This window comes from Microbispora sp. H11081 (genome assembly GCF_012999535.1).
In the GTDB taxonomy this organism is placed as follows: domain Bacteria; phylum Actinomycetota; class Actinomycetes; order Streptosporangiales; family Streptosporangiaceae; genus Microbispora.
In genome coordinates this window covers 27600-47676 of the sequence record NZ_JABBWV010000008.1, presented here as the reverse complement: position 1 = coordinate 47676, position 20077 = coordinate 27600, and the positions used below count along the sequence as shown (strand labels likewise).

At 70.8% G+C, this 20077-nt stretch carries 17 protein-coding genes; 14 read left to right on the top strand and 3 right to left on the bottom strand.

Features of this window, described 5'->3' with window-relative positions; genetic code table 11:
- The first annotated feature begins 133 nt into the window (after positions 1-133).
- Together HHX31_RS20835 and HHX31_RS20830 are read left to right on the top strand one after the other, a co-directional pair.
- Positions 134-640: an adenine phosphoribosyltransferase gene (locus HHX31_RS20835; protein WP_169950002.1), complete on the top strand. Its 507-nt coding sequence runs from the start codon at positions 134-136 to the stop codon at positions 638-640.
- 279 nt (positions 641-919) lie between these two features.
- Positions 920-3100, top strand: a complete 2181-nt coding sequence (locus tag HHX31_RS20830) for a bifunctional (p)ppGpp synthetase/guanosine-3',5'-bis(diphosphate) 3'-pyrophosphohydrolase (RefSeq protein ID WP_169950187.1) — start codon at positions 920-922, stop codon at positions 3098-3100.
- A 373-nt stretch (positions 3101-3473) separates the two neighbouring features.
- On the opposite strand, the gene HHX31_RS20825 is transcribed toward HHX31_RS20830, so the two are convergent.
- A complete protein-coding gene (locus HHX31_RS20825) occupies positions 3474-4703 on the bottom strand; it encodes a DUF349 domain-containing protein (RefSeq protein ID WP_169950001.1) in 1230 nt (409 codons plus the stop codon).
- Positions 4704-4762: 59 nt separating this feature from the next.
- Positions 4763-5611 (bottom strand): peptidylprolyl isomerase, encoded by an 849-nt coding sequence (locus HHX31_RS20820; protein WP_169950000.1) that lies wholly within the window; start codon positions 5609-5611, stop codon positions 4763-4765.
- Between the two features lie 268 nt (positions 5612-5879).
- Between HHX31_RS20820 and HHX31_RS20815 the strand changes: the two genes are divergently transcribed.
- From HHX31_RS20815 to aspS, 3 genes are read left to right on the top strand one after another with little or no spacing between them, the layout of a single operon-like run.
- Positions 5880-6563, top strand: coding sequence for an MBL fold metallo-hydrolase (locus HHX31_RS20815; protein WP_169950186.1), 684 nt, complete (start codon positions 5880-5882; stop codon positions 6561-6563).
- Positions 6563-7819, top strand: coding sequence for a histidine--tRNA ligase (gene hisS / locus HHX31_RS20810; protein ID WP_169949999.1), 1257 nt, complete (start codon positions 6563-6565; stop codon positions 7817-7819). The genes HHX31_RS20815 and hisS overlap by 1 nt, the downstream gene beginning before the upstream one ends.
- A complete protein-coding gene (gene aspS, locus HHX31_RS20805) occupies positions 7816-9591 on the top strand; it encodes an aspartate--tRNA ligase (RefSeq protein WP_169949998.1) in 1776 nt (591 codons plus the stop codon). Before hisS ends, aspS begins: the two co-directional genes overlap by 4 nt.
- 149 nt (positions 9592-9740) lie before the next feature.
- Here aspS and HHX31_RS35765 read toward each other — a convergent pair whose 3' ends face one another.
- Complete coding sequence (locus HHX31_RS35765; RefSeq protein WP_169949997.1) at positions 9741-10664, bottom strand: peptidylprolyl isomerase; 924 nt, start codon at positions 10662-10664, stop codon at positions 9741-9743.
- Between the two features lie 222 nt (positions 10665-10886).
- On the opposite strand from HHX31_RS35765, the gene HHX31_RS20795 reads away from it, so the two are divergent.
- The 9 genes from HHX31_RS20795 (at position 10887) to HHX31_RS20755 (ending at position 19963) form a co-directional block, all read left to right on the top strand.
- Positions 10887-11354 carry a DUF2231 domain-containing protein gene (locus HHX31_RS20795; RefSeq protein WP_169949996.1) on the top strand — a complete coding sequence of 156 codons (468 nt, stop codon included), beginning with the start codon at positions 10887-10889 and terminating at the stop codon, positions 11352-11354.
- Positions 11355-11370: 16 nt separating this feature from the next.
- Positions 11371-12690 carry a replication-associated recombination protein A gene (locus tag HHX31_RS20790; RefSeq protein ID WP_169949995.1) on the top strand — a complete coding sequence of 440 codons (1320 nt, stop codon included), beginning with the start codon at positions 11371-11373 and terminating at the stop codon, positions 12688-12690.
- A gap of 114 nt (positions 12691-12804) precedes the next feature.
- Positions 12805-13287: a DUF948 domain-containing protein gene (locus HHX31_RS20785; protein ID WP_169949994.1), complete on the top strand. Its 483-nt coding sequence runs from the start codon at positions 12805-12807 to the stop codon at positions 13285-13287.
- On the top strand, positions 13284-13553 hold the full coding sequence (locus HHX31_RS20780) for a hypothetical protein (RefSeq protein WP_169949993.1): 270 nt from the start codon (positions 13284-13286) through the stop codon (positions 13551-13553). Before HHX31_RS20785 ends, HHX31_RS20780 begins: the two co-directional genes overlap by 4 nt.
- A 1-nt stretch (position 13554) precedes the next feature.
- Positions 13555-16227: an alanine--tRNA ligase gene (gene alaS, locus HHX31_RS20775; protein ID WP_169949992.1), complete on the top strand. Its 2673-nt coding sequence runs from the start codon at positions 13555-13557 to the stop codon at positions 16225-16227.
- Positions 16228-16234: 7 nt separating this feature from the next.
- Entirely contained in the window at positions 16235-16738 is a 504-nt protein-coding gene (gene ruvX / locus HHX31_RS20770) for a Holliday junction resolvase RuvX (RefSeq protein WP_169949991.1), read from the top strand.
- Positions 16735-17769 carry an endolytic transglycosylase MltG gene (gene mltG, locus HHX31_RS20765; protein ID WP_169949990.1) on the top strand — a complete coding sequence of 345 codons (1035 nt, stop codon included), beginning with the start codon at positions 16735-16737 and terminating at the stop codon, positions 17767-17769. The genes ruvX and mltG (HHX31_RS20765) overlap by 4 nt, the downstream gene beginning before the upstream one ends.
- 215 nt (positions 17770-17984) lie before the next feature.
- Complete coding sequence (gene mltG / locus HHX31_RS20760; protein WP_249346224.1) at positions 17985-19124, top strand: endolytic transglycosylase MltG; 1140 nt, start codon at positions 17985-17987, stop codon at positions 19122-19124.
- Positions 19121-19963, top strand: a complete 843-nt coding sequence (locus HHX31_RS20755) for a shikimate dehydrogenase (RefSeq protein WP_169949988.1) — start codon at positions 19121-19123, stop codon at positions 19961-19963. Before mltG (HHX31_RS20760) ends, HHX31_RS20755 begins: the two co-directional genes overlap by 4 nt.
- Positions 19964-20077: the final 114 nt, after the last annotated feature.

Sequence of the window (20077 nt, the reverse complement as noted above, 5' to 3'; positions counted from 1 at the left end):
CCGGGGGCGCCTTCGCGTTTCTCGCGGCCCGCTCCCTGCTTGATCCCGGGCCCGTCCTGCGCCGTTCCCGGGCCGCTCTCCGGTCGCTCTCCGGTCGCTCTCCGGCCGCCGGAGGCCCGCTAGGGTGAGCGTCGTGACTGACTGGACAGCGCTCATCAGGGACGTCCCCGACTATCCCAAGCCGGGCATCCTCTTCAAGGACATCACCCCGCTCCTGGCGGACCACGCCGCCTTCACCCGGGTCGTGGCGGAGCTCGGGGACGGTCTTGAGTTCGACAAGGTGGTCGGCATCGAGGCCCGGGGCTTCATCCTCGCCGCGCCGGTGGCCTACCGCGGCGGCGCGGGGTTCGTGCCAGTGCGCAAAAAGGGCAAATTGCCCGCCGACACGTTCGAGGCGTCCTATGATCTCGAGTACGGCTCCGCCACGATCGAGGTGCACGCCGACGCGTTCGCCCCGGGCGACCGGGTCCTGGTCGTGGACGACGTCCTCGCCACGGGCGGCACGGCCCAGGCCGCCGTCGACCTCGTCAGGAGGACGGGCGCGGAGATCGTGGCCGTCTCCTTCCTGATGGAGCTGTCCTTCCTCTCCGGCCGCGACAGGCTGCCGGGCCTGGACGTACGCGCCCTGCTCACCGTCTGAGCGGGGAGGCCCGCCGGGGGAGGGGCATGTGGCCGAGAGTGCTGTGGCAGCACCGATACACTGTGGAATCTGGACTCGACGTGAGGAGTCTGTGTGCCCCGTGATGTGGTCGTGCCCGGCAGCGCGCGGGTCGATCGCGGAGTGATCTCCCGCGACGCCCCCGAGCCCGTCGCCGATGTGCCCCCCGACGAGGCGCATGACCCGGCGGCGAGTCCGGAGGACAGGCCGGCCACGGCCGCGCGACGAAGGCTCGTCCGCTTCGGGGGGCAGTGGGGTGCTATGAATCCGGTGTTGGAACCGCTCTTCAAGACGGTCCGTGCCACCCATCCCAAGGCCGACCTGCGGCTCATCGAGCGGGCGTACGACGTCGCGGCCTACCACCACCGCGACCAGAAGCGCAAGAGCGGCGACCCGTACATCACCCACCCGCTCGCGGTGGCGACGATCCTGGCCGAGCTGGGCACGGACGACGAGACGCTGTGCGCGGCCCTGCTGCACGACACAGTCGAGGACACCGCCTACAGCCTCGACGAGTTACGAGCCGACTTCGGCGACAACATCGCGTTGCTCGTCGACGGCGTGACCAAGCTCGACAAGGTGAAGTTCGGCGACGCTGCGCAGGCCGAGACGGTGCGCAAGATGGTCGTCGCGATGTCGCGTGACATCCGCGTGCTGGTGATCAAGCTGGCCGACCGGCTGCACAACATGCGGACCATGCGCTACATGCCCGAGCACAAGCGCCAGCAGAAGTCGCGGGAGACGCTGGAGATCTTCGCGCCGCTGGCCCACCGGCTCGGCATGAACACCATCAAGTGGGAGCTGGAGGACCTCGCGTTCGCCATGCTCTACCCCAAGCGGTACGACGAGATCGCCCGGATGGTGTCGGAGCGCGCGCCCCGCCGCGACCTGTTCCTGCACGAGGTCATCGAGAAGGTCTCCGCCGACCTGCGCGAGGCGAAGATCAAGGCGACCGTGCGCGGCCGGCCCAAGCACTACTACTCGATCTACCAGAAGATGATCGCCAAGGGCGTGGCCTTCGACGACATCTACGACCTGGTGGGCATCCGGGTGCTCGTCGACACGGTCCGTGACTGCTACGCCGCGCTCGGAACGATCCACGCCCAGTGGAAGCCGGTGCCCGGGCGGTTCAAGGACTACATCGCCATGCCCAAGTTCAACATGTACCAGTCGCTCCACACGACGGTCATGGGGCCAGAGGGCAAGGCCATCGAACTGCAGATCCGTACGCGGGCCATGCACAACCGCGCCGAGTACGGCGTGGCCGCGCACTGGAAGTACAAAGAGGAGACGATCGGGACGGGGCCCGGCAAGGTCAAGCAGGTCAACGACATGGCCTGGCTCCGTCAGCTGCTCGACTGGCAGAAGGAGACCTCCGACCCCGGCGAGTTCCTTGAGTCGCTGCGCTTCGACCTGTCGGTCTCCGAGGTGTTCGTCTTCACCCCGCGGGGCCAGGTGATCGCCCTGCCCGAGGGCGCCACCCCGGTCGACTTCGCGTACGCCGTGCACACCGAGGTCGGCCACCGATGTATCGGCGCGCGGGTGAACGGCAGGCTCGTGCCGCTGGAGTCCCGCCTGGGCAACGGCGACACCGTCGAGATCTTCACGTCGAAGTCGCCGGACGCGGGCCCGTCGAGGGACTGGCTCAAGTTCGTGAAGAGCGGCAGGGCCCGCAACAAGATCCGCCAGTGGTTCACCAAGGAACGCCGCGAGACCGCCATCGAGGCGGGCAAGGAGGCCATCGGGCGGGCCATGCGCAAGCAGGGCCTGCCCCTGCAGCGGCTGATGTCCGGCGAGGCGCTGCTGGCCCTGGCCAGGGACCTGCGCTACCCCGACGTGTCGGCGTTGTACGCGGCCGTCGGCGAGAGCCACCTCACGGCCCAGGCGGTCGTGGACAAGCTCGTACAGGCTCTGGGCGGCGTGGAGGGGGCCGAGGAGGACATCGCCGAGACGCAGGTCCCCACGCGGCTCAAGGGCCGTCTGAGGGCCAACTCGAACGCCGGCGTGATGGTCGCGGGCGATCCGGACGTGTGGGTGCGCCTGTCGCGTTGCTGCACCCCGGTGCCGGGGGATGAGATCGTCGGGTTCGTCACGCGGGGGCACGGGGTCTCTGTGCACCGCTCCAACTGCCCCAACGTGGAGCAGCTCAGCGCCCACCCCGACCGGCTGGTGGAGGTCGCCTGGTCGCCGGGGGACGACTCGGTCTTCCTCGTCGCCATCCAGGTGGAGGCGCTCGACCGGCCACGGCTGCTGTCCGACGTCACACGGACCTTGTCCGACCAGCACGTGAACATCCTGTCGGCGTCGGTGACGACGAGCCGCGACCGGGTGGCCATCAGCAAGTTCACGTTCGAGATGGGCGACCCGAAGCACCTCGGCCACGTGCTCAAGGCGGTACGCACCGTAGCGGGCGTCTACGACGTCTACCGCGTAACCAGCTAACCTCCCCCACCCCACCCCACGGGCGTGATCTTGTAGTTTGTTGCAGGGATGATGCCTGACCTGCGTCGACACCCTCCGTGATCTTGCAGTGTGCGCACCCATAGACCGGGTGAGCTGCGGAATCGCTATCCGTGATCTTGCACACGGTGGAGGTAACTCGCGGGCAAGACGCGCGGTGCAGCCTGCAAGGTCATGAAGGCCGTTCGAGCAGGCCGAGGCATGGGTAGGCCGGCTGCCTGCACGATCACGGACGGTGTCGGCCCGGTTCAGCCCTCTGGTGTGCGACAAACTGCAAGATCACGACCGGTGTCCGCCCAGCTCAACCCCTCGGCGTGCGACAAACTACAAGATCACGCCGAGGGGGAGAGGGGGGTTAGGAGAATTCGGCGAGGGTGCGCTCGGCCTCCTGGAGCCAGGAGAGACGGGCGGCCAGCGCCTCCTCCGCTTCCTTGACGTCCTTGTCCCGTCCGGCCTCCTGGGCCTTGGCCAGCCGGGTCTCCAGCTGGCCGATCGACTTGCGGAGCTGGTTGACCGTGTCCTGGGCGCGGGCCCTGGCCTCGGGGTTGGAGCGCTTCCACTCCGACTCCTCGGCCCTGCGGACCGCGTCGTCGACCTTGCGTAGCCCGCCCTCCAGGCGGTCGCGCTGGTCGCGCGGCACCGGGCCCGCGGCCTCCCAGCGCTCCAGGATGCCGCGCAGCGCCGCGCGGGCGGCACGGGCGTCGGTGACCGGCAGCAGCTTCTCGGCCTCGGTCAGCAGGCTCTCCTTCACCTCCGCGTTGGCGGCGAACGAGGCGTCCCGCTCGGCGAAGACCGCGGAGCGGGCCTGGAAGAACTGGTCCTGGGCGGCCTTGAAGCGCACCCACAGCTCGTCCTCGACCTCGCGGGAGGCGCGGCCCGCGGCCTTCCACTGGCGCATCAGCTCCCGGTAGGTGGCCGCGGTGGCGTTCCACTCCGTGGAGCCCGCCAGCGCCTCCGCCTCGCTCACAATGCGCTCCTTGGTGTCGCGCACCGCGTCGCGCTGCTGGTCGAGCGAGGAGAAGTACGCCTTGCGCCGCTTGGCGAAGGCCGTACGCGCCGTGGAGAGTCGCTTCCACAGCGCCGCCTCGGTGGCCCGGTCGACCCGCTCGGCGGCCTTCCACTCCTCGACGAGCTGACGGAGCCGCTCACCGCCGGTCTTCCAGTGCGTCGTCTCCTCGGCGATGCGCTCGGCCTCGGCGACGATGCGCTCCTTCACCTCGCGCGCGTGCGCCCTGGCCTGGTCGCGGGCGGCCCGCAGCTCCTCGCGCCGCTTGCCGACCAGCTCGGTCAGCGCCGTCAGCCGGTCCTGCAGCGACCCGAGGTCGCCGACCGCGTGCGCCTCGGCCACGGACTCCCGCAGCTTGGCGATGCTCGACTCGGCCTGGGCAGGCGCGAGGTCGGTGCCGCGGACCCGCTGCTCCAGGAGCTGCACCTGGCCCGCCAGCTCGTCGAACTTGCGGCGGTAGTAGGCCAGCGCTTCCTCCGGCTCGCCGGCCTGCCAGGACCCGACGGCCCGTTCTCCCTCAGCCGTACGCACGTAGACGGTGCCGTCCTCGTCTACCCGGCCCCACGGGTCGGTGCTCACCGTGTCCTCCCGCACTTGAATCAGCCTCCAGGGCTAGATGTGCCCTTGGTTGTATTACGTCAGCTCTTGCTGGTGATTGTCACGTCTTTGATGACCACAGGCTGCTTCGGGGCGCCAGTGCCGTCCCCGCCGGCGCTGGCGATGACACCCTTCTTGGCGACCTTGTCCACGATTTCGAGTCCTTTGGTCACCGTACCGAAGGGCGTGTAGTCGGGCGAAAGCCCGGTGTCCCCGAAGACGATGAAGAACTGGCTTCCGTTGGTGTTGGGACCGCTGTTGGCCATCGCGAGCACGCCGCGGGTGTACTTCGCGCCCGCCAGGTTCTCGTTGACGAACCGGTAGCCGGGCCCGCCCTGGCCGTCGGTCGGGTTCTGGCCGTCGGCCTTGGCCAGCGGGTCGCCGCACTGCAGGATCGGGAAGTCCGTGCCCATCCTGTGACACTTCGTGTTGTCGAAGAAGTCCTTGGACGCCAGGAACTTGAACGAGTTGACCGTGCAGGGCGCCTTCTCGCTGTCCAGCCGCGCGACGATGTCGCCGAGGCCGGTCTTGATGGTCATGGTCGCCGGGGCCGTGCTCACCTTCTCCGGCGGCATGCCGACGTTCTTGACCTGACCACTGCCCTCGTCGGCGACGTAGCCGCAGGTGCCCTTGGCCGGGTCGTACGGCGTGGGTTCCGCCACGGCGGGCTTGATGCTCGCCGACGGCTTCGCCGACGCCGTGGCGTCGTCGTCGCCGCGGCTCAGCAGGGTCGTGGCCGCCACGACGCCGCCGATCACCACCACCACGGCGGTGGTGGTGCCGATGATGGCGTTGCGCCGCACCTTCTGCTCGCGTTCCGCGCGTGCCTGCAGTTGCCGCTGGTAGTGCTCCCGGGCCAGCTGCTTCTGCCGGTCCTTGCCGGTGACCACTTCGACCTCCCGACTCGTCCTGTTTCCCTGGTCGTACGCCCGGACGCGTTCTCGCCGGCGCGTGCCCGCCACGTCCCGGATGTGCTCCGGGAAGGGCGGCCCGTTCTATAGCATCCGGCTCGACTGCTCCAAGAATGACTATTGAGGTGGGCGAATCGTATCGGCTGACGGGTATTGGTTCGCAGCCTGCCGACCCGCACCGGTACCCTTCGGTTACATTCGCTCGCGCAATCCTTGATTGATCCGTAGAGACGCAGAGGCCGCTTCCGTGCTCGTCGCCGGGTTCCCCGCAGGGTCGTTCCAGACCAACTGTTACGTCGTCGCTCCCGCGCCAGGCGAGGAGTGCGTGGTCATCGACCCAGGTCAGGACGCTGTCGAGGATCTCGACGCGCTGCTGCGCGAGCACCGGCTCAAGCCGGTCGCGGTGCTGCTCACCCACGGCCACATCGACCACGTGTGGTCGGTGGCGCCGGTGTGCGGCGCCCGCGACGTGCCCGCGTGGATCCACGCCGAGGACCGCGATCTGCTCTCCGATCCGGCGAAGGGGTTCCCGCCCCAGGCGGGCCAGATGTTCGGCGGGCTGAAACTTTCCGAGCCCGACGACGTGCGGGAGCTGGCCGACGGGGCCGTGCTGTCGTTGGCCGGGCTGGAGCTCACGGTCGACCACAGGCCTGGGCATACCAGGGGGTCGGTGACGTTCCGGGCGCCCGTCGAGGACTCCCAGGTCCTGTTCGCGGGCGACCTGCTGTTCGCCGGCTCCATCGGCCGTACCGACCTGCCCGGCGGCGACTACGCCGCCATGCTGCGCAGCCTCGCCAAGACGCTGACGCTGCCGGACGAGACCACGGTCCTGCCCGGCCACGGACCTCAGACGACCATCGGCCGCGAGCGCGCGACCAACCCGTTCCTCAGGGACGTCGCGCCGCACGCAGGCCCGACCAGGGGATTGTGATGACCTTTCAGGCGCCCAAGGGCACCTTCGACTGGATGCCTCCGCGTTCGGAGTGGGCACTCGCCGTACGGGACGCCCTGGCCGCGCCGGCCCGCCGCGCCGGCTACGGCTACGTCGAGACGCCTGCCTTCGAGGACACGGCGCTGTTCGCCCGCGGGGTCGGCGAGTCGACCGACATCGTCACCAAGGAGATGTACACGTTCACGAGCCGGGGCGGGCAGTCGCTGACGCTGCGTCCCGAGGGCACCGCGAGCGTGATGCGGGCCGTGCTCGAACACGGCCTGTACGGCGGGCCGCTGCCGATCAAGCTGTGGTACTCGGGCAGCTACTTCCGCTACGAGCGGGCTCAGGCGGGCCGCTACCGCCACTTCTCCCAGGTGGGGGCGGAGGCCCTGGGGGCCGAGGACCCGGCGCTCGACGCCGAGCTGATCGTCCTGGCGATGGACGGCTACGCCTCGCTGGGCCTGAGCGGCGTCCGGCTGCTGCTGAACTCGCTCGGCTGCAAGGAGTGCAGGCCGGCCTACCGCGCCGCGCTCCAGGACTTCCTGCGCGGCCTGGACCTCGACGAGGCCACCCGCAACCGCATCGAGATCAACCCGCTGCGCGTGCTCGACGACAAGCGTCCCGAGGTGCGCGCGCAGTTGGACGGCGCGCCGCTGGTGACCGACCACCTGTGCGGGGCCTGCAAGGCCTACCACGAGGAGGTCAGGGGCCTGCTGACGGCCGCCGGGGTGGCGTACGAGGACGACCCCCGGCTCGTGCGGGGCCTCGACTACTACACGCGCACGACGTTCGAGTTCCTGCACGACGGCCTCGGCGCGCAGTCCGCGGTCGGCGGAGGAGGGCGCTACGACGGGCTGAGCGAGCAGATCGGCGGCCCGGCGCTGCCCAGCGTGGGCTGGGCGCTCGGGGTGGACCGCACGGTGCTCGCGATGGAGGCCGAGGGCCTGCTCGCCGAGCGGCCCGGCGGCGTCGAGGTGTTCGCCGTGCCCCTCGGCGAGGAGGCCAGGCGGCGGGTGTTCCCGCTGGTGAGCGAGCTGCGCCGGGCCGGTCTCGCCGTCGACATGGCCTTCGGCGGCCGTGGCGTCAAGGGCGCGATGAAGGCCGCGGACCGCAGCGGCGCGCGGTACGCGCTCATCCTCGGCGACCGGGACATCGAGGCGGGAGCCGTGCAAGTGAAGGATCTGACCACAGCCGACCAGACCGCGGTTCCGCTCGCGGAGGTCGTCGCGTTCTTGAAGGGGAAACTCTCGTGATCCGCACCCACGAGGCAGGCACGCTCCGCAAGGAGCACGCGGGCCAGAAGGTGACGCTGGCCGGATGGGTGGCGCGCCGGCGCGACCACGGCGGCGTGGTCTTCATCGACCTGCGCGACGCCTCCGGCTCGGCCCAGGTGGTCTTCCGGGAGGAGGACCACGCCCACGACCTGCGCGCGGAGTACTGCGTGAAGGTCACAGGCGAGGTACGCCTGCGTCCGGCAGGCAACGAGAACCCCGATCTGCCCACGGGCGAGATCGAGGTCGTCGCCTCCGAGGTGGAGGTGCTGAGCGAGTCCGCGCCGCTGCCGTTCCCGATCGAGGGCAACGCGGGCGTGTCGGAGGAGGCGCGGCTCAAGTACCGCTACCTCGACATCCGCCGCCAGAAGATCGCCGACGCGCTGCGCATCCGCTCGCAGGCGACCTACCTCGCCAACGAGGTCATGCGCGAGCGGGGGTTCGTCTACGTCGAGACCCCGAACCTGACCCGTTCGACGCCCGAGGGCGCCCGTGACTTCCTGGTGCCGGTACGGCTCCAGCCGGGCAGCTGGTACGCGCTGCCGCAGTCGCCGCAGCTGTTCAAGCAGCTGCTCATGGTCTCCGGCCTGGAGCGCTACTACCAGCTCGCACGGTGTTTCCGCGACGAGGACCTGCGGGCCGACCGGCAGCCTGAGTTCACCCAGATCGACATCGAGATGTCGTTCGTGGACCAGGACGACGTCATCGAGCTGGGCGAGGCGCTCATCGGCCGGATCTGGAAGGAGACGATCGGCTACGAGCTGCCCGCGCCGCTGCCCCGGATGACGTACGCCGAGGCGATGGCCCGCTACGGCTCCGACAAGCCGGACCTGCGCTTCGGCGTCGAGCTGACCGACCTCACGGACTACTTCTCCGGCACCTCGTTCCGCGTCTTCCAGGCGCCGTACGTGGGCGCGGTGGTGATGCCGGGCGGCGCCTCGCAGACCCGCAGGGAGCTCGACGCCTGGCAGGACTGGGCCAAGTCGCGCGGCGCGCGCGGCCTGGCGTACGTGCTGATCCAGGAGGACGGCACGCTGGGCGGCCCGGTGGCCAAGAACCTGTCGGAGACCGAGCTGGCCGGTCTCGCGGGGAAGACCGGCGCCAAGCCCGGCGACGCGATCTTCTTCGCGGCCGGCGCGCCCGCGGCCTCCCGCGACCTGCTCGGCGCGGCCCGCCTGGAGATCGGCCGCCGCTGCGACCTGATCGACGAGTCGCAGTGGTCGTTCCTGTGGATCGTCGACGCCCCGATGTTCGAGGAGGACGGCGAGGGCGGCTGGACCCCGGTCCACCACCCGTTCACCTCGCCCAAGCCCGAGTGGGCCGACAACTTCCAGGACCACCCCGGTGAGGCCCTGGCGTACGCGTACGACATGGTCTGCAACGGCATGGAGATCGGCGGCGGCTCGATCCGTATCCACCGCGCGGAGATGCAGCAGCGCGTGTTCGACGTGCTCGGCATCTCCAAGGAGGAGGCGGAGAGCAAGTTCGGCTGGCTGCTGGAGGCGTTCAAGTACGGCCCGCCGCCGCACGGAGGCATCGCCTACGGCTGGGACCGCGTCTGCATGCTGCTGGCGGGCGGCGAGTCGATCCGGGACGTGATCGCGTTCCCGAAGACGGCCTCGGGCTTCGACCCGCTGAGCGGTGCGCCGACCCCGATCAGCCCGGAGCAGCGCAAGGAGGCCGGCGTGGACGCGGTGGCGAAGGCCGGCAAGCCCGAGCCCGCCACGCAGGCCGCGCAGGCCACGCAGGAGTAGAGCGGGACTCAGCCTGCCGCATGCGGCCCGGCCCGCTCGCGGCGGGCGCGAGCCCTGCGTAGGAGCGGGGGCCGGGCCGGCCCCCGCACGAGAACGGAAACGGCCCCCGGCGACACTGTCGCCGGGGGCCGTCGCAGGCCGGGGGGCCGTCAGACGATGGCCACGTCCTTGATGACGACCTTCTTCTTCGGGGCGTTGGAGCCCTCGCCCCGCACGTCGGCGGTGGGGTCGCCGCCGAACGGGATGATGCCGCCCCTGGCGATCTTGTCGATGACGTTCATGCCCTTGCTCACGACACCGATCATCGTGAAGGCGGCGCCCGAGGCGGTGAGCTGGGTGTTCTCGTCGGTGAACGAGATGAAGAACTGGCTGCCGTTGGAGTTGGCGTCCTCCGTGGCCTGGGCGAGTCCGACCGTGCCGCGGCTGAGCGGCAGCCCGCCGAGGTTCTCGTCGTCGAACACGTAGCCGGGCCCGCCCGCGCCGTCCTGCGCGCGCGTGCCGTCGCCCTTGGCCAGGGGGTCGCCGCACTGCAGCATGCCGAGGCCGACGGTCTCCACCGTCGCGAGGCGGTGGCAGACGGTGTTGTCGTAGAAGTTCTTGCTCGCCAGGAACGCGAGCGAGTTCACCGCGCACGGCACGTCCTTGGTGGCCAGGTCGATGACGATCTCACCCTGGTTGGTCGAGATGATCATCTGCTTGGCCAGGATGACCTTCCTGGTCAGCTTGCTCGGCGGCGTGCCCACGAACTTCGTCGGGCTGCCCGACTCGTCCTTGCGGTAGGCGCAGCTGACCTGCCGCAGGTCGGTGGGCTTGGCCGTCGGCGCGTCCGGCTCCAGGGTGGTCTCGGTGACGGTGGGAGCGTCCGAGGGGGTTTCCGAAGGGCTCGCCGATGCCGACGCCGTGGCCTTGGCGTCGGTGGTCGTGCCGTCACTGCAGGCCACCAGGCCGCCCGCCAGCGCGAGGAGCCCGAGGCCGGCGCCGAGGGTGTTCCTCAGGCGGCCACGTGCAGTGGTCGCGCGCCCGGCCGTGCTCACGCGCGGAGCGGGTTGCTTCTGCCGATCAGTGTCGGTCACCGCTATATTCCCTTTCCCCATTTGTTACGACTGGTCCGCCACTCTATCCGTGATCCCGTCGGCTTCGTGTAAAGCAGGCGTCCCTTGGGTATCACAACGGTTTGTGCCGGTTGCGCTCATCTTGCTCTCAGGTCTCCCTGGGAACCTCCTGCCGATCGAATCCGTATAGCGGGGGCGGCCCGCCGACCGCGCCCACGGTTGCCGTCACAGGAGCGATGCACGATGTTCGACCAGGTCTTCGGACTCCCGGCCCATGCTCTGATCGTCCACGCCGCGGTGATCTTCGTACCGCTGCTCGCGGCGCTTTCCGTCGCCTACGCCGCGCTGCCCCGCTTCCGGCACAAGCTCGACTGGGCCCTGGTCGCGACCGCGGTGGTGGCCCTCGGGGCGGCGTTCACGGCCAAGGAGAGCGGGGAGGCGCTGGAGCAACGGATGTTCCAGGGACGGCCATCCAGCGCGATCGAGGTCCACTCCGGGCTCGCCGACGTCCTCGTGCCGGTGACCGCGCTCCTGACCGTCGTGTCCCTGGTCATGGTGTGGCTCACCCGGAGCCGCCGAGCGCCGCACGGCTCGGGCGCCCGGGCCGGCGTGCTGGTCGTGTCCGCCGCCGCTGTGGTCCTCGCCGCCGTCGCCGGCTACTACGCCGTACGGACCGGGCACACTGGCGCGACGGCCGTGTGGGGCGGCTGACGGTAATGTCGGCGTCGTGGAGAGCCTGTTCGACTCGGCCGCGGAGGAGGCGCATCGGGGCCAGGAACCGCTGGCCGTGCGCATGCGCCCGCGCTCGCTGGACGAGGTGATCGGCCAGCGGCACCTGCTGGGACCCGGCACGCCGCTGCGCCGTCTGGTGGAGAGCGACGCCCCGATGTCGCTGTTCCTGTGGGGGCCGCCGGGCACCGGCAAGACCACGCTGGCGTACGTCGTGGCGGGGGCCACCAAACGGAGGTTCGTCGAGATCTCCGCCGTCTCCGCGGGGGTCAAGGACGTGCGGGCGGCCATCGACCAGGCCCGCCGCGACCTCGGCATGTCCGGCAGGCAGACCGTGCTGTTCGTGGACGAGGTCCACCGGTTCAACAAGGCGCAGCAGGACGCGCTGCTGCCCGCCGTGGAGAACCGCTGGGTCACGTTCATCGGCGCGACCACGGAGAACCCGTTCTTCTCGGTCATCTCCCCGCTGCTGTCCCGCTCGCTGCTGCTCACGCTCGAACCGCTGGCCGAGGACGACGTGCGCGCCGTACTGGAACGCGCGGTCGCCGACCCGCGCGGCCTCGGCGGGAGCGTCACGCTGCACCCCGACGCGCTCGACCAGCTCGTACGGCTCGCCGGCGGCGACGCGCGGCGCTCGCTGACCTACCTGGAGGCGGCGGCGATGCTGACCGCCGGGGCCGGAGCCGAGGTCACGGTCGAGGTGCTGGAGAAGGCCGTCGACAAGGCGGCCGTGCGCTACGACCGGCAGGGCGACCAGCACTACGACGTGGTCAGCGCGTTCATCAAGAGCATGCGGGGCTCGGACGCCGACGCCGCGCTGCACTACCTCGCCCGGATGGTGGAGGCGGGGGAGGACCCGCGGTTCATCGCCCGCCGGATCGTGATCTTCGCCAGTGAGGACGTCGGCATGGCCGACCCCACGTGCCTGCAGGTCGCGGTGGCGGCGGCGCAGGCCGTGGAGTTCATCGGCTTGCCCGAGGGCAGGATCAACCTCGCCCAGGCCGTCATCCACTGCGCGCTGGCGCCCAAGTCCAACGCGGTCGTGAAGGCGATCGGCGCGGCCGGCGACGACGTGCGCCGCGGCATGATCGGGCGGGTCCCCGGCCACCTGCGCGACGCCCACTACGCGGGCGCGAAGAAGCTCGGCCACGGCAAGGGCTACCAGTACCCGCACGACTTCGAGCACGGCCTCGTCCGCCAGGACTACGCGCCGGAGGAGCTGCGGGACCGCCGCTACTACGAGCCGACCACGCACGGCGCGGAGGCGCGGTTCGCCGAGCGCTGGGCGAAGATCCGGAGCTTCCTGCGCGGAGGCTGACCACCGCCGGCGGCAGGGGAGGAGCGGTCCGGTGTGTGTGGTGCGGAACGGCGGGCAGGTCGTTCGCGATAAGGTCTTGCCATTCCAGCTCCGTTGATCTAGGGAGATCGGCACATGCTTACCGCGGGAGAGCTGGCGGGCCTCGTGATCGCCATATTCTGGGTGGTCCTGGTCTGCTTCCTGGTCGTCGTGCTGGTCAGGCTGGCCAGGCTGCTGACCGAGACCCGCAGGTCGCTGGCCGAGCTGAGCGAGCGCATCGCCCCTCTCCTCGACGACATGAGCCAGACGGTCTCCGAGACCAACCGGCGACTGGCGGCGGCCGAGGAGATCACGGACAACATGCGGGACGTCAGCGGCAACATGGTGAGGATCACCGGGGTGGCGTCCACGCTGGTCGCCGGTCCCGTGCTCAAGATCTCCGCATTCCGCGACGGCATCCGCCTGGCGCTGGCCCGGCGCGGCGCCCGTGGGGTCCCGGCCCGCAGGACCGCCCGCGGCGGCCGCCGCACCGGTCCTCGCACCGCCGACAGGATCAACGAGCGGCACGCCGCCGAGCGGGCCCCGGAGCGCAGGGCGATCGGGAGAGGACGCGGATGATCCGGCGGCTCTTCTACATGTCCCTGGGCGCGTTCGCGGCCGTCTGGACCATGCGTAAGCTTCAGTCGTTGCGGCCCGACCACGTCGCACGGCGCACCGCCGGCCGCGCCGCGTCCCTCGCCGACCAGGTCAGGGACTTCGCCGGCGACGTGCGCCGCCTGTCGGCGAGCAGGGAAACCGAGTTGCGCGCCGAGTTCGGGCTGGACACGGTTGATGGAACCACCACAGGCAAGAACAGAATCTACGACGTAAAGGACGGCCGCTGAAATGGAGTCGGCAGAGATCGCACGCCGCTTCCTGCGCTTCTTCGAGGAGCGCGGGCACACAGTAGTGCCCTCGGCCAGCCTGGTCGCCGAGGACCCGACACTGCTTCTGGTGAACGCGGGGATGGTCCCGTTCAAGCCCTACTTCCTGGCGCAGCAGACGCCTCCGTACCGGCGGGCGACCAGCGCGCAGAAGGTCATGCGGACCCTCGACATCGACGAGGTGGGCAAGACCACCAGGCACGCCAGCTTCTTCCAGATGCTCGGCAACTTCTCCTTCGGCGACTACTTCAAGGAGCAGGCGATCCCGTTCGCCTGGGAGCTGCTGACGCGGCCCGAGTCCGACGGCGGCTTCGGCTTCCCCGAGGACCGGCTGTGGGCGACGGTCTACCTGGACGACGACGAGGCCCAGGGCATCTGGCACCGCAAGGTGGGGCTGCCGCTCGACCGGATCCAGCGCCGTGACCTCGCGGACAACTACTGGCACATGGGCGTCCCCGGGCCTGGCGGCCCGTGCTCGGAGATCTACTACGACCGCGGCCCCGAGTACGGCCGCGAGGGCGGGCCCATCGCCGACGAGAACCGCTACCTCGAGGTGTGGAACCTCGTCTTCATGCAGTTCCAGCTCAGCCAGGTCCGCAGCAAGATCGACTTCGACGTGGCGGGCGAGCTGCCGGCCAAGAACATCGACACCGGCATGGGCCTGGAGCGCATGGCGGCCATCCTGCAGGGCGTCGACAACATCTACGAGATCGACACGACGTACAAGATCCTCGACACGGCTGCCGAGCTGACCCGGTCGCGCTACGGGCGCGACAAGCGCGCCGACGTCTCGCTGCGGGTGGTGGCCGACCACATGCGGGCGGGCGTCATGCTCGTCGGCGACGGCGTGCTCCCGTCCAACGAGGGCCGCGGCTACGTGCTGCGCCGCATGCTGCGCCGGGCGATCCGCAACCTCCGCCTGCTCGGCGCGGGCGAGGAGCGGCACCTGCACGCGCTCACCGCCGTGACCATCGACGTGATGGGCCAGCAGTACCCGGAGCTCAGGGCCGACGCCGCCAACATCCACACGGTCATCGACGCCGAGGAGGCGTCGTTCATCGGCACGCTCAGGACCGGCACGGCGATCTTCGACGTCGCGGTGGAGGAGACCAAGCGCAAGGGCGCCACGACGCTCGCCGGCGACCAGGCGTTCCAGCTCCACGACACCTACGGCTTCCCCATCGACCTCACTCTGGAGATGGCCGCCGAGCAGGGCCTCCAGGTGGACGAGGAGGGCTTCCGCCGGCTCATGAAGGAGCAGCGGGACCGGGCCAAGGCCGACGCCGCGGCGAAGAAGACCGGCAACGCCGACATCTCGGTGTTCACCGGCATCCTGGAGAAGGCCGGGAAGGTGGACTTCCTCGGCTACGACCACACCACCGCCGAGGGGTCGGTCATCGGCCTGCTCGTCGACGGCGCGTCCGTGCCCGCGGCCGGCGCGGGGACCACGATCGAGGTCGTGCTCGACCGCACCCCGTTCTACGCCGAGGGCGGCGGCCAGCTCTCCGACCAGGGCGTGATCCGCACCGGCGGCGCGGAGATCGACATCGTGGACGTCCAGTCGCCGGTGCCCGGCCTGGTCGTGCACCGGGGCAAGGTGCGCACCGGCGAGGTGCGCGTCGGCGACCAGGCGCAGGCCGACATCGACCTGGAGCGGCGCCGGGCGATCTCCCGCAGCCACACCGCGACCCACCTGGTGCACCGCGGGTTCCGCAACGCGCTCGGCGAGTCGGCGGCCCAGGCGGGCTCGGAGAACTCCCCTGGACGCTTCCGCTTCGACTTCACCGCGGCCGGGGCCGTCTCCCCGTCGATGCTGCGCGACGTCGAGGACGAGGTGAACGCCGTCCTGATCGACGACCTCAAGGTCAACGCCTACTACACCAGCCAGGCGCAGGCCCGCGCGATGGGCGCGCTCGCGCTGTTCGGCGAGAAGTACGGCGACGAGGTGCGGGTGGTCGAGGTCGGCGACTACTCCCGCGAGCTGTGCGGCGGCACCCACGTGGCGAGCTCCGGCCAGCTCGGCCTGGTCAAGGTGCTGGGCGAGTCGTCCATCGGCGCGGGGGTCCGCCGCGTGGAGGCGCTCGTCGGTCTCGACGCGTTCCGGTTCCTGGCCAGGGAGAGCGTGCTGGTCGCCCAGCTCAGCGAGCAGCTGAAGACCCGTCGCGAGGAGCTGCCCGAGCGCATCGAGGGCATCGTCACCCGGCTGCGGGCGGCGGAGAAGGAGTTGGAGAAGCTGCGCTCGGCCCAGGTGCTCGCGGTGGCCGGCGAGCTCGCCGCGCAGGCGGGTGACGTCCAGGGCGTCTCCGTGGTGACGCACCGCGCGCCTGATGGCACCTCCGCCGATGACCTGCGTAAACTCGCCCTCGATGTGCGCGGCAGGTTCCCTGGCGACCGCGCCGCGGTCGTCGTCGTCACCGGCGTCCCCTCCGACCGACCGGTCGTCGTAGCCGCGGTCAACGAGGCGGGACGCGCGCGTGGCCTGAAGGCGGGCCGGCTCGTCGGCGTCGCCGCCAAGGCACTCGGGGGTGGCGGTGGCGGCAAGGACGACGTGGCCCAGGGCGGCGGCACTCGGCCGGAGGCGATCGGCGACGCGCTTCGCGCGGTCGAGGAGGCCATCTCCTCCGCGGTGGTGTGAGCGGCCGATGAGGCACGGCGTCAGGATCGGGGTCGACGTCGGCTCCGTCCGCATCGGCGTGGCCCGCAGCGACCCTTCCGGTCTGCTGGCCACGCCCGTGGAGACCGTACGCCGCGGCAGGGGCGACCTGGCGAGGATCGCGGAGATCGCCGCCGAGCACGAGGCGGTCGAGATCGTGGTCGGCCTGCCCACGTCGTTGTCGGGCAGGGAGAGCCACGCCGCCCAGGTGGCGCGGGCCTTCGCCGCGCGACTGGCGGCCGAGGTGGCTCCGATCCCGATCCGGCTCGTGGACGAGCGGCTCACCACGGTCAGCGCCCAGCAGGACCTCCGCTCCAGCGGCGTGAAGGGACGCGCCCAGCGCGGCGTGATCGACCAGGCGGCGGCCGTCGTGCTGCTGCAGGCCGCGCTCGACGGCGAACGCGCCACCGGCAATCCCCCCGGAAGACCTCTCGAACCACCGCGGCCCGGCGCCGGGCCCGGTGAGGAAGCGAGCGGCGGGACCGCACGGTGAGGCGGGCCACGGCGGTCGTGGCCGGGGCGCTCGCCCTGGTCACGGCGGTGGTGGCGTACGGCGTGCACGAGATCGTGGGGCAGCCGGCCGAGGCGCCCGACTACTCGGGCGCCGGGTCGGGGACGGTCACCATCGAGATCACGCCGGGCGCCAGCGCCGGCGAGATCGGCAGGACGCTGGCGGACGCCGGCGTGGTGGCCAGCGCCCAGTCGTTCGTCGAGCAGGTGATCACGCGCTCCAAGGAGAGCAGCCTGCACCCGGGACGCTACGTGCTGCGGCGCCGCATGGCCGCGGCCGGCGCGCTCGACCTGCTGCTCACGCCCGCCAGCAAGGTCGTGCGCAAGGTCACCGTGCCTGAAGGGCTGCGCATGAGGGAGGTGCTGCGCACTCTCTCAGCCGGGACGGGCATCCCCGTGAAGGACTTCACCGAGGCCGTCGCCGAGCCGGGGCGGCTGCGCCTGCCCGCGTACGCGGAGGGGGCGGCCGAGGGCTTCCTGTTCCCCGCGACGTACGAGGTCGAGCCGGGGATGACCGCCGTCGACATGCTCAGGAAGATGGTGGCCCGCTTCCGCGTCGCCGCGCGCGAGGTGAGGCTGGAGGAACTGGCGCCGCGCGTGCGGCTCACGCCCAAGCAGGCGGTGACGGTGGCGAGCATCATCCAGGCCGAGGGCGGCGTCCCCGCCGACTACCCCAAGATCGCCGCGGTGGTGTACAACCGTCTCGCGCGCGGCGCGAAGCTGGAGATGGACAGCACGGTCAACTACGCGCTCGACCGCCACACCCTCAAGGTCAGCGTGGAGGACACGCGGGTCGACTCGCCGTACAACACCTACGCGCGGACGGGCCTGCCGCCGGGGCCCATCGGCAACCCGGGGGAGAGCGCGCTCGCCGCGGCCCTCCATCCCGCCGAGGGCAGGTGGTATTGGTTCGTCACCACTGATCCTCGTCGTAAAATCACCAAATTCACTGACAAAGAGGCGGAGTTCCGTAAATATCGGGAGGAGCTGAACAGGTATCTCGGGACGAACTGATCGCCTCCCAGGCGTCCGCGCGGCACGTCACGCGGGGTCCGGAGCGCGTCCGGTGCGTCCGCACGGCCCCGCCGCCCCCGGGCGGGGCTCCCGAACATCGGGAACGCCCCCGCAGGACCCCCCCTGCCCCGAACCCCCCTCGGTTTGGCACACTCGCTTGACGGGAGGCCTCTCGTACCGAGAGATTGGCCAGCGCAACTATGAATGATCTGGACATGGACTTCCTTCTCGGCGCCGAGGACGACGACGGTTCTCCCCGGCGCCGGTCCGCTGGCAGCCGCTCGCAGCAGCGGCGCAGCCGCAGGCGCCGCAAGAAGCAGCGGCGCAAGGGCAGGGTCGCCACGCTGTTCGCCGTCGCGATCATCATTGGAATCCTCGGCGGCCTCGGCTACTTCGGGTTCACCTGGGCGCGCGGCGTGATGATCCCCAAGGACTACGCGGGGGAGGGCCGCGGGGAGGTCGTCGTCGAGATCGAGGAAGGCGCCAGCGCCACCGACGTCGCCCAGATGCTGGAGGACAAGGGCGTCGTGGCCAGCGCGCGGGCCTTCGTCAACGCCATCGGCGCCGCGGGCAAGAGCTCCTCGCTCCAGCCGGGCCAGTACGAGATGCGCAAGGGCATGTCCGCCGCGTCGGCCGTGGGCCTGCTCGACCCCGCCAAGCGGATACTCAACCGGCTGGTCATCCGCGAGGGGCTGCGGCTGAGTAAGATCTTCGAGGATCTGTCCGCCGCCACCGGCAGGCCGGTCGGGGAGTTCAAGAAGGCCGCGAGCGGCGACATCGGGCTCCCGTCGTACGCCAAGGGACGCCTGGAGGGCTTCGCGTTCCCCGCGACGTACGAGATCGGGAGCAAGCTCACCCCTGAGCAGATCCTCACGAAGATGGTCGACCGCTTCAACCAGACCGCCGACCGGATCGACCTGGAGGGCCAGGCCAAGCAGATCGGCTTCACCCCACGGGAGATCATGGTCATCGCCAGCATCGTGCAGGCGGAGTCCGGCAGCGCCGAGGACATGCCGAAGGTCGCCCGGGTCATCTACAACCGGCTGGCCTCCAACCCCCAGATGAAGCTGCAGATGGACAGCACGGTCATGTACGGGCTGAACAAGTACGGCATCGCGGCCTCCCACGCCGACCTGGAGAGCAAGTCCCGCTACAACACCTACCGATACTTCGGCCTCCCGCCCGGCCCCATCAGCAATCCCGGCGACCACGCGATCGAGGCCGCGCTCCGCCCCGCGGACGGCAACTGGATGTACTTCGTGACCGTCGACCCCAAGCGGGGCATCACGAAGTTCACCGACAAGGAGTCGGAGTTCTGGAAGCTGCGCGACGAGTTCAACCGGAACAACAAGTGACCGGGCCCGGACGCAGGGCCGCCGTCCTCGGCTCGCCGATCGCCCACTCGCTGTCCCCGGTCCTGCACCGGGCGGCGTACGCGGCGATGGGCCTGGACGACTGGCGCTACGACGCGATCGAGTGCGCAGAGGACGGGCTCGCCGGGCTGATCGCCGGCCTGGGCGCCGAATGGGCCGGCCTGTCGCTGACGATGCCGCTCAAGCGCGCGGTGCTCCCCCTGCTCGACAGCGTCTCCGACCTCGCGCTGGCGGTCGGCGGCGCCAACACCGTGGTGTTCGGCGAGACAGGCGCGCGGCACGGCGAGAACACCGATGTGTACGGCATCGTCCGGGCGCTGGGGGAGGCGGGCGTGCCCGCGCCGGCCTCCGCGGTCGTTCTCGGCGGCGGCGCCACCGCCGCCTCGGCCATCGCCGCCCTGCGGGAGACGGGGCTCGAGGAGGTCACCCTCGTCGTGCGCGACCCGGCCCGCGCGGGGGAGACCCTGCGCGTCGCCGAGCGACTCGGCACGACGGTGACGGTGCGCTCCTTCGACGACTTCGACCCCGCGGCCGACCTGGTCGTGTCCACGCTGCCGTCCGGGGCGGCCGACGCGCTCGCCGAGCGGGTCGCGGCCCGCCTGCCAGAGAAGGCCGCGCTGTTCGACGTCGTCTACGCTCCCTGGCCGACGGCCCTGGCCGCGGCCGTACGGGCGCGGGGGCGCGCCGTGGTCGGGGGCTTCCCGATGCTGCTGCACCAGGCGGTGCGGCAGGTCGAGTTGATGACCGGGCGCACGGACGTGCCCGTGGAGGCGATGCGCGCCGCCGGCGAGGCCGAGATCGCGCGCCGGGCGGCCTCCTGAGCGGCCCGGCGCCGGGTGGAATACCTCGGGGGTCCTTCGGGTTTGTGGTAACGTAGGAACTCGATCGGTCCGGCATGAGCTGGACGCGCAAGCGGAGGTCTTCCTCCCACCTGC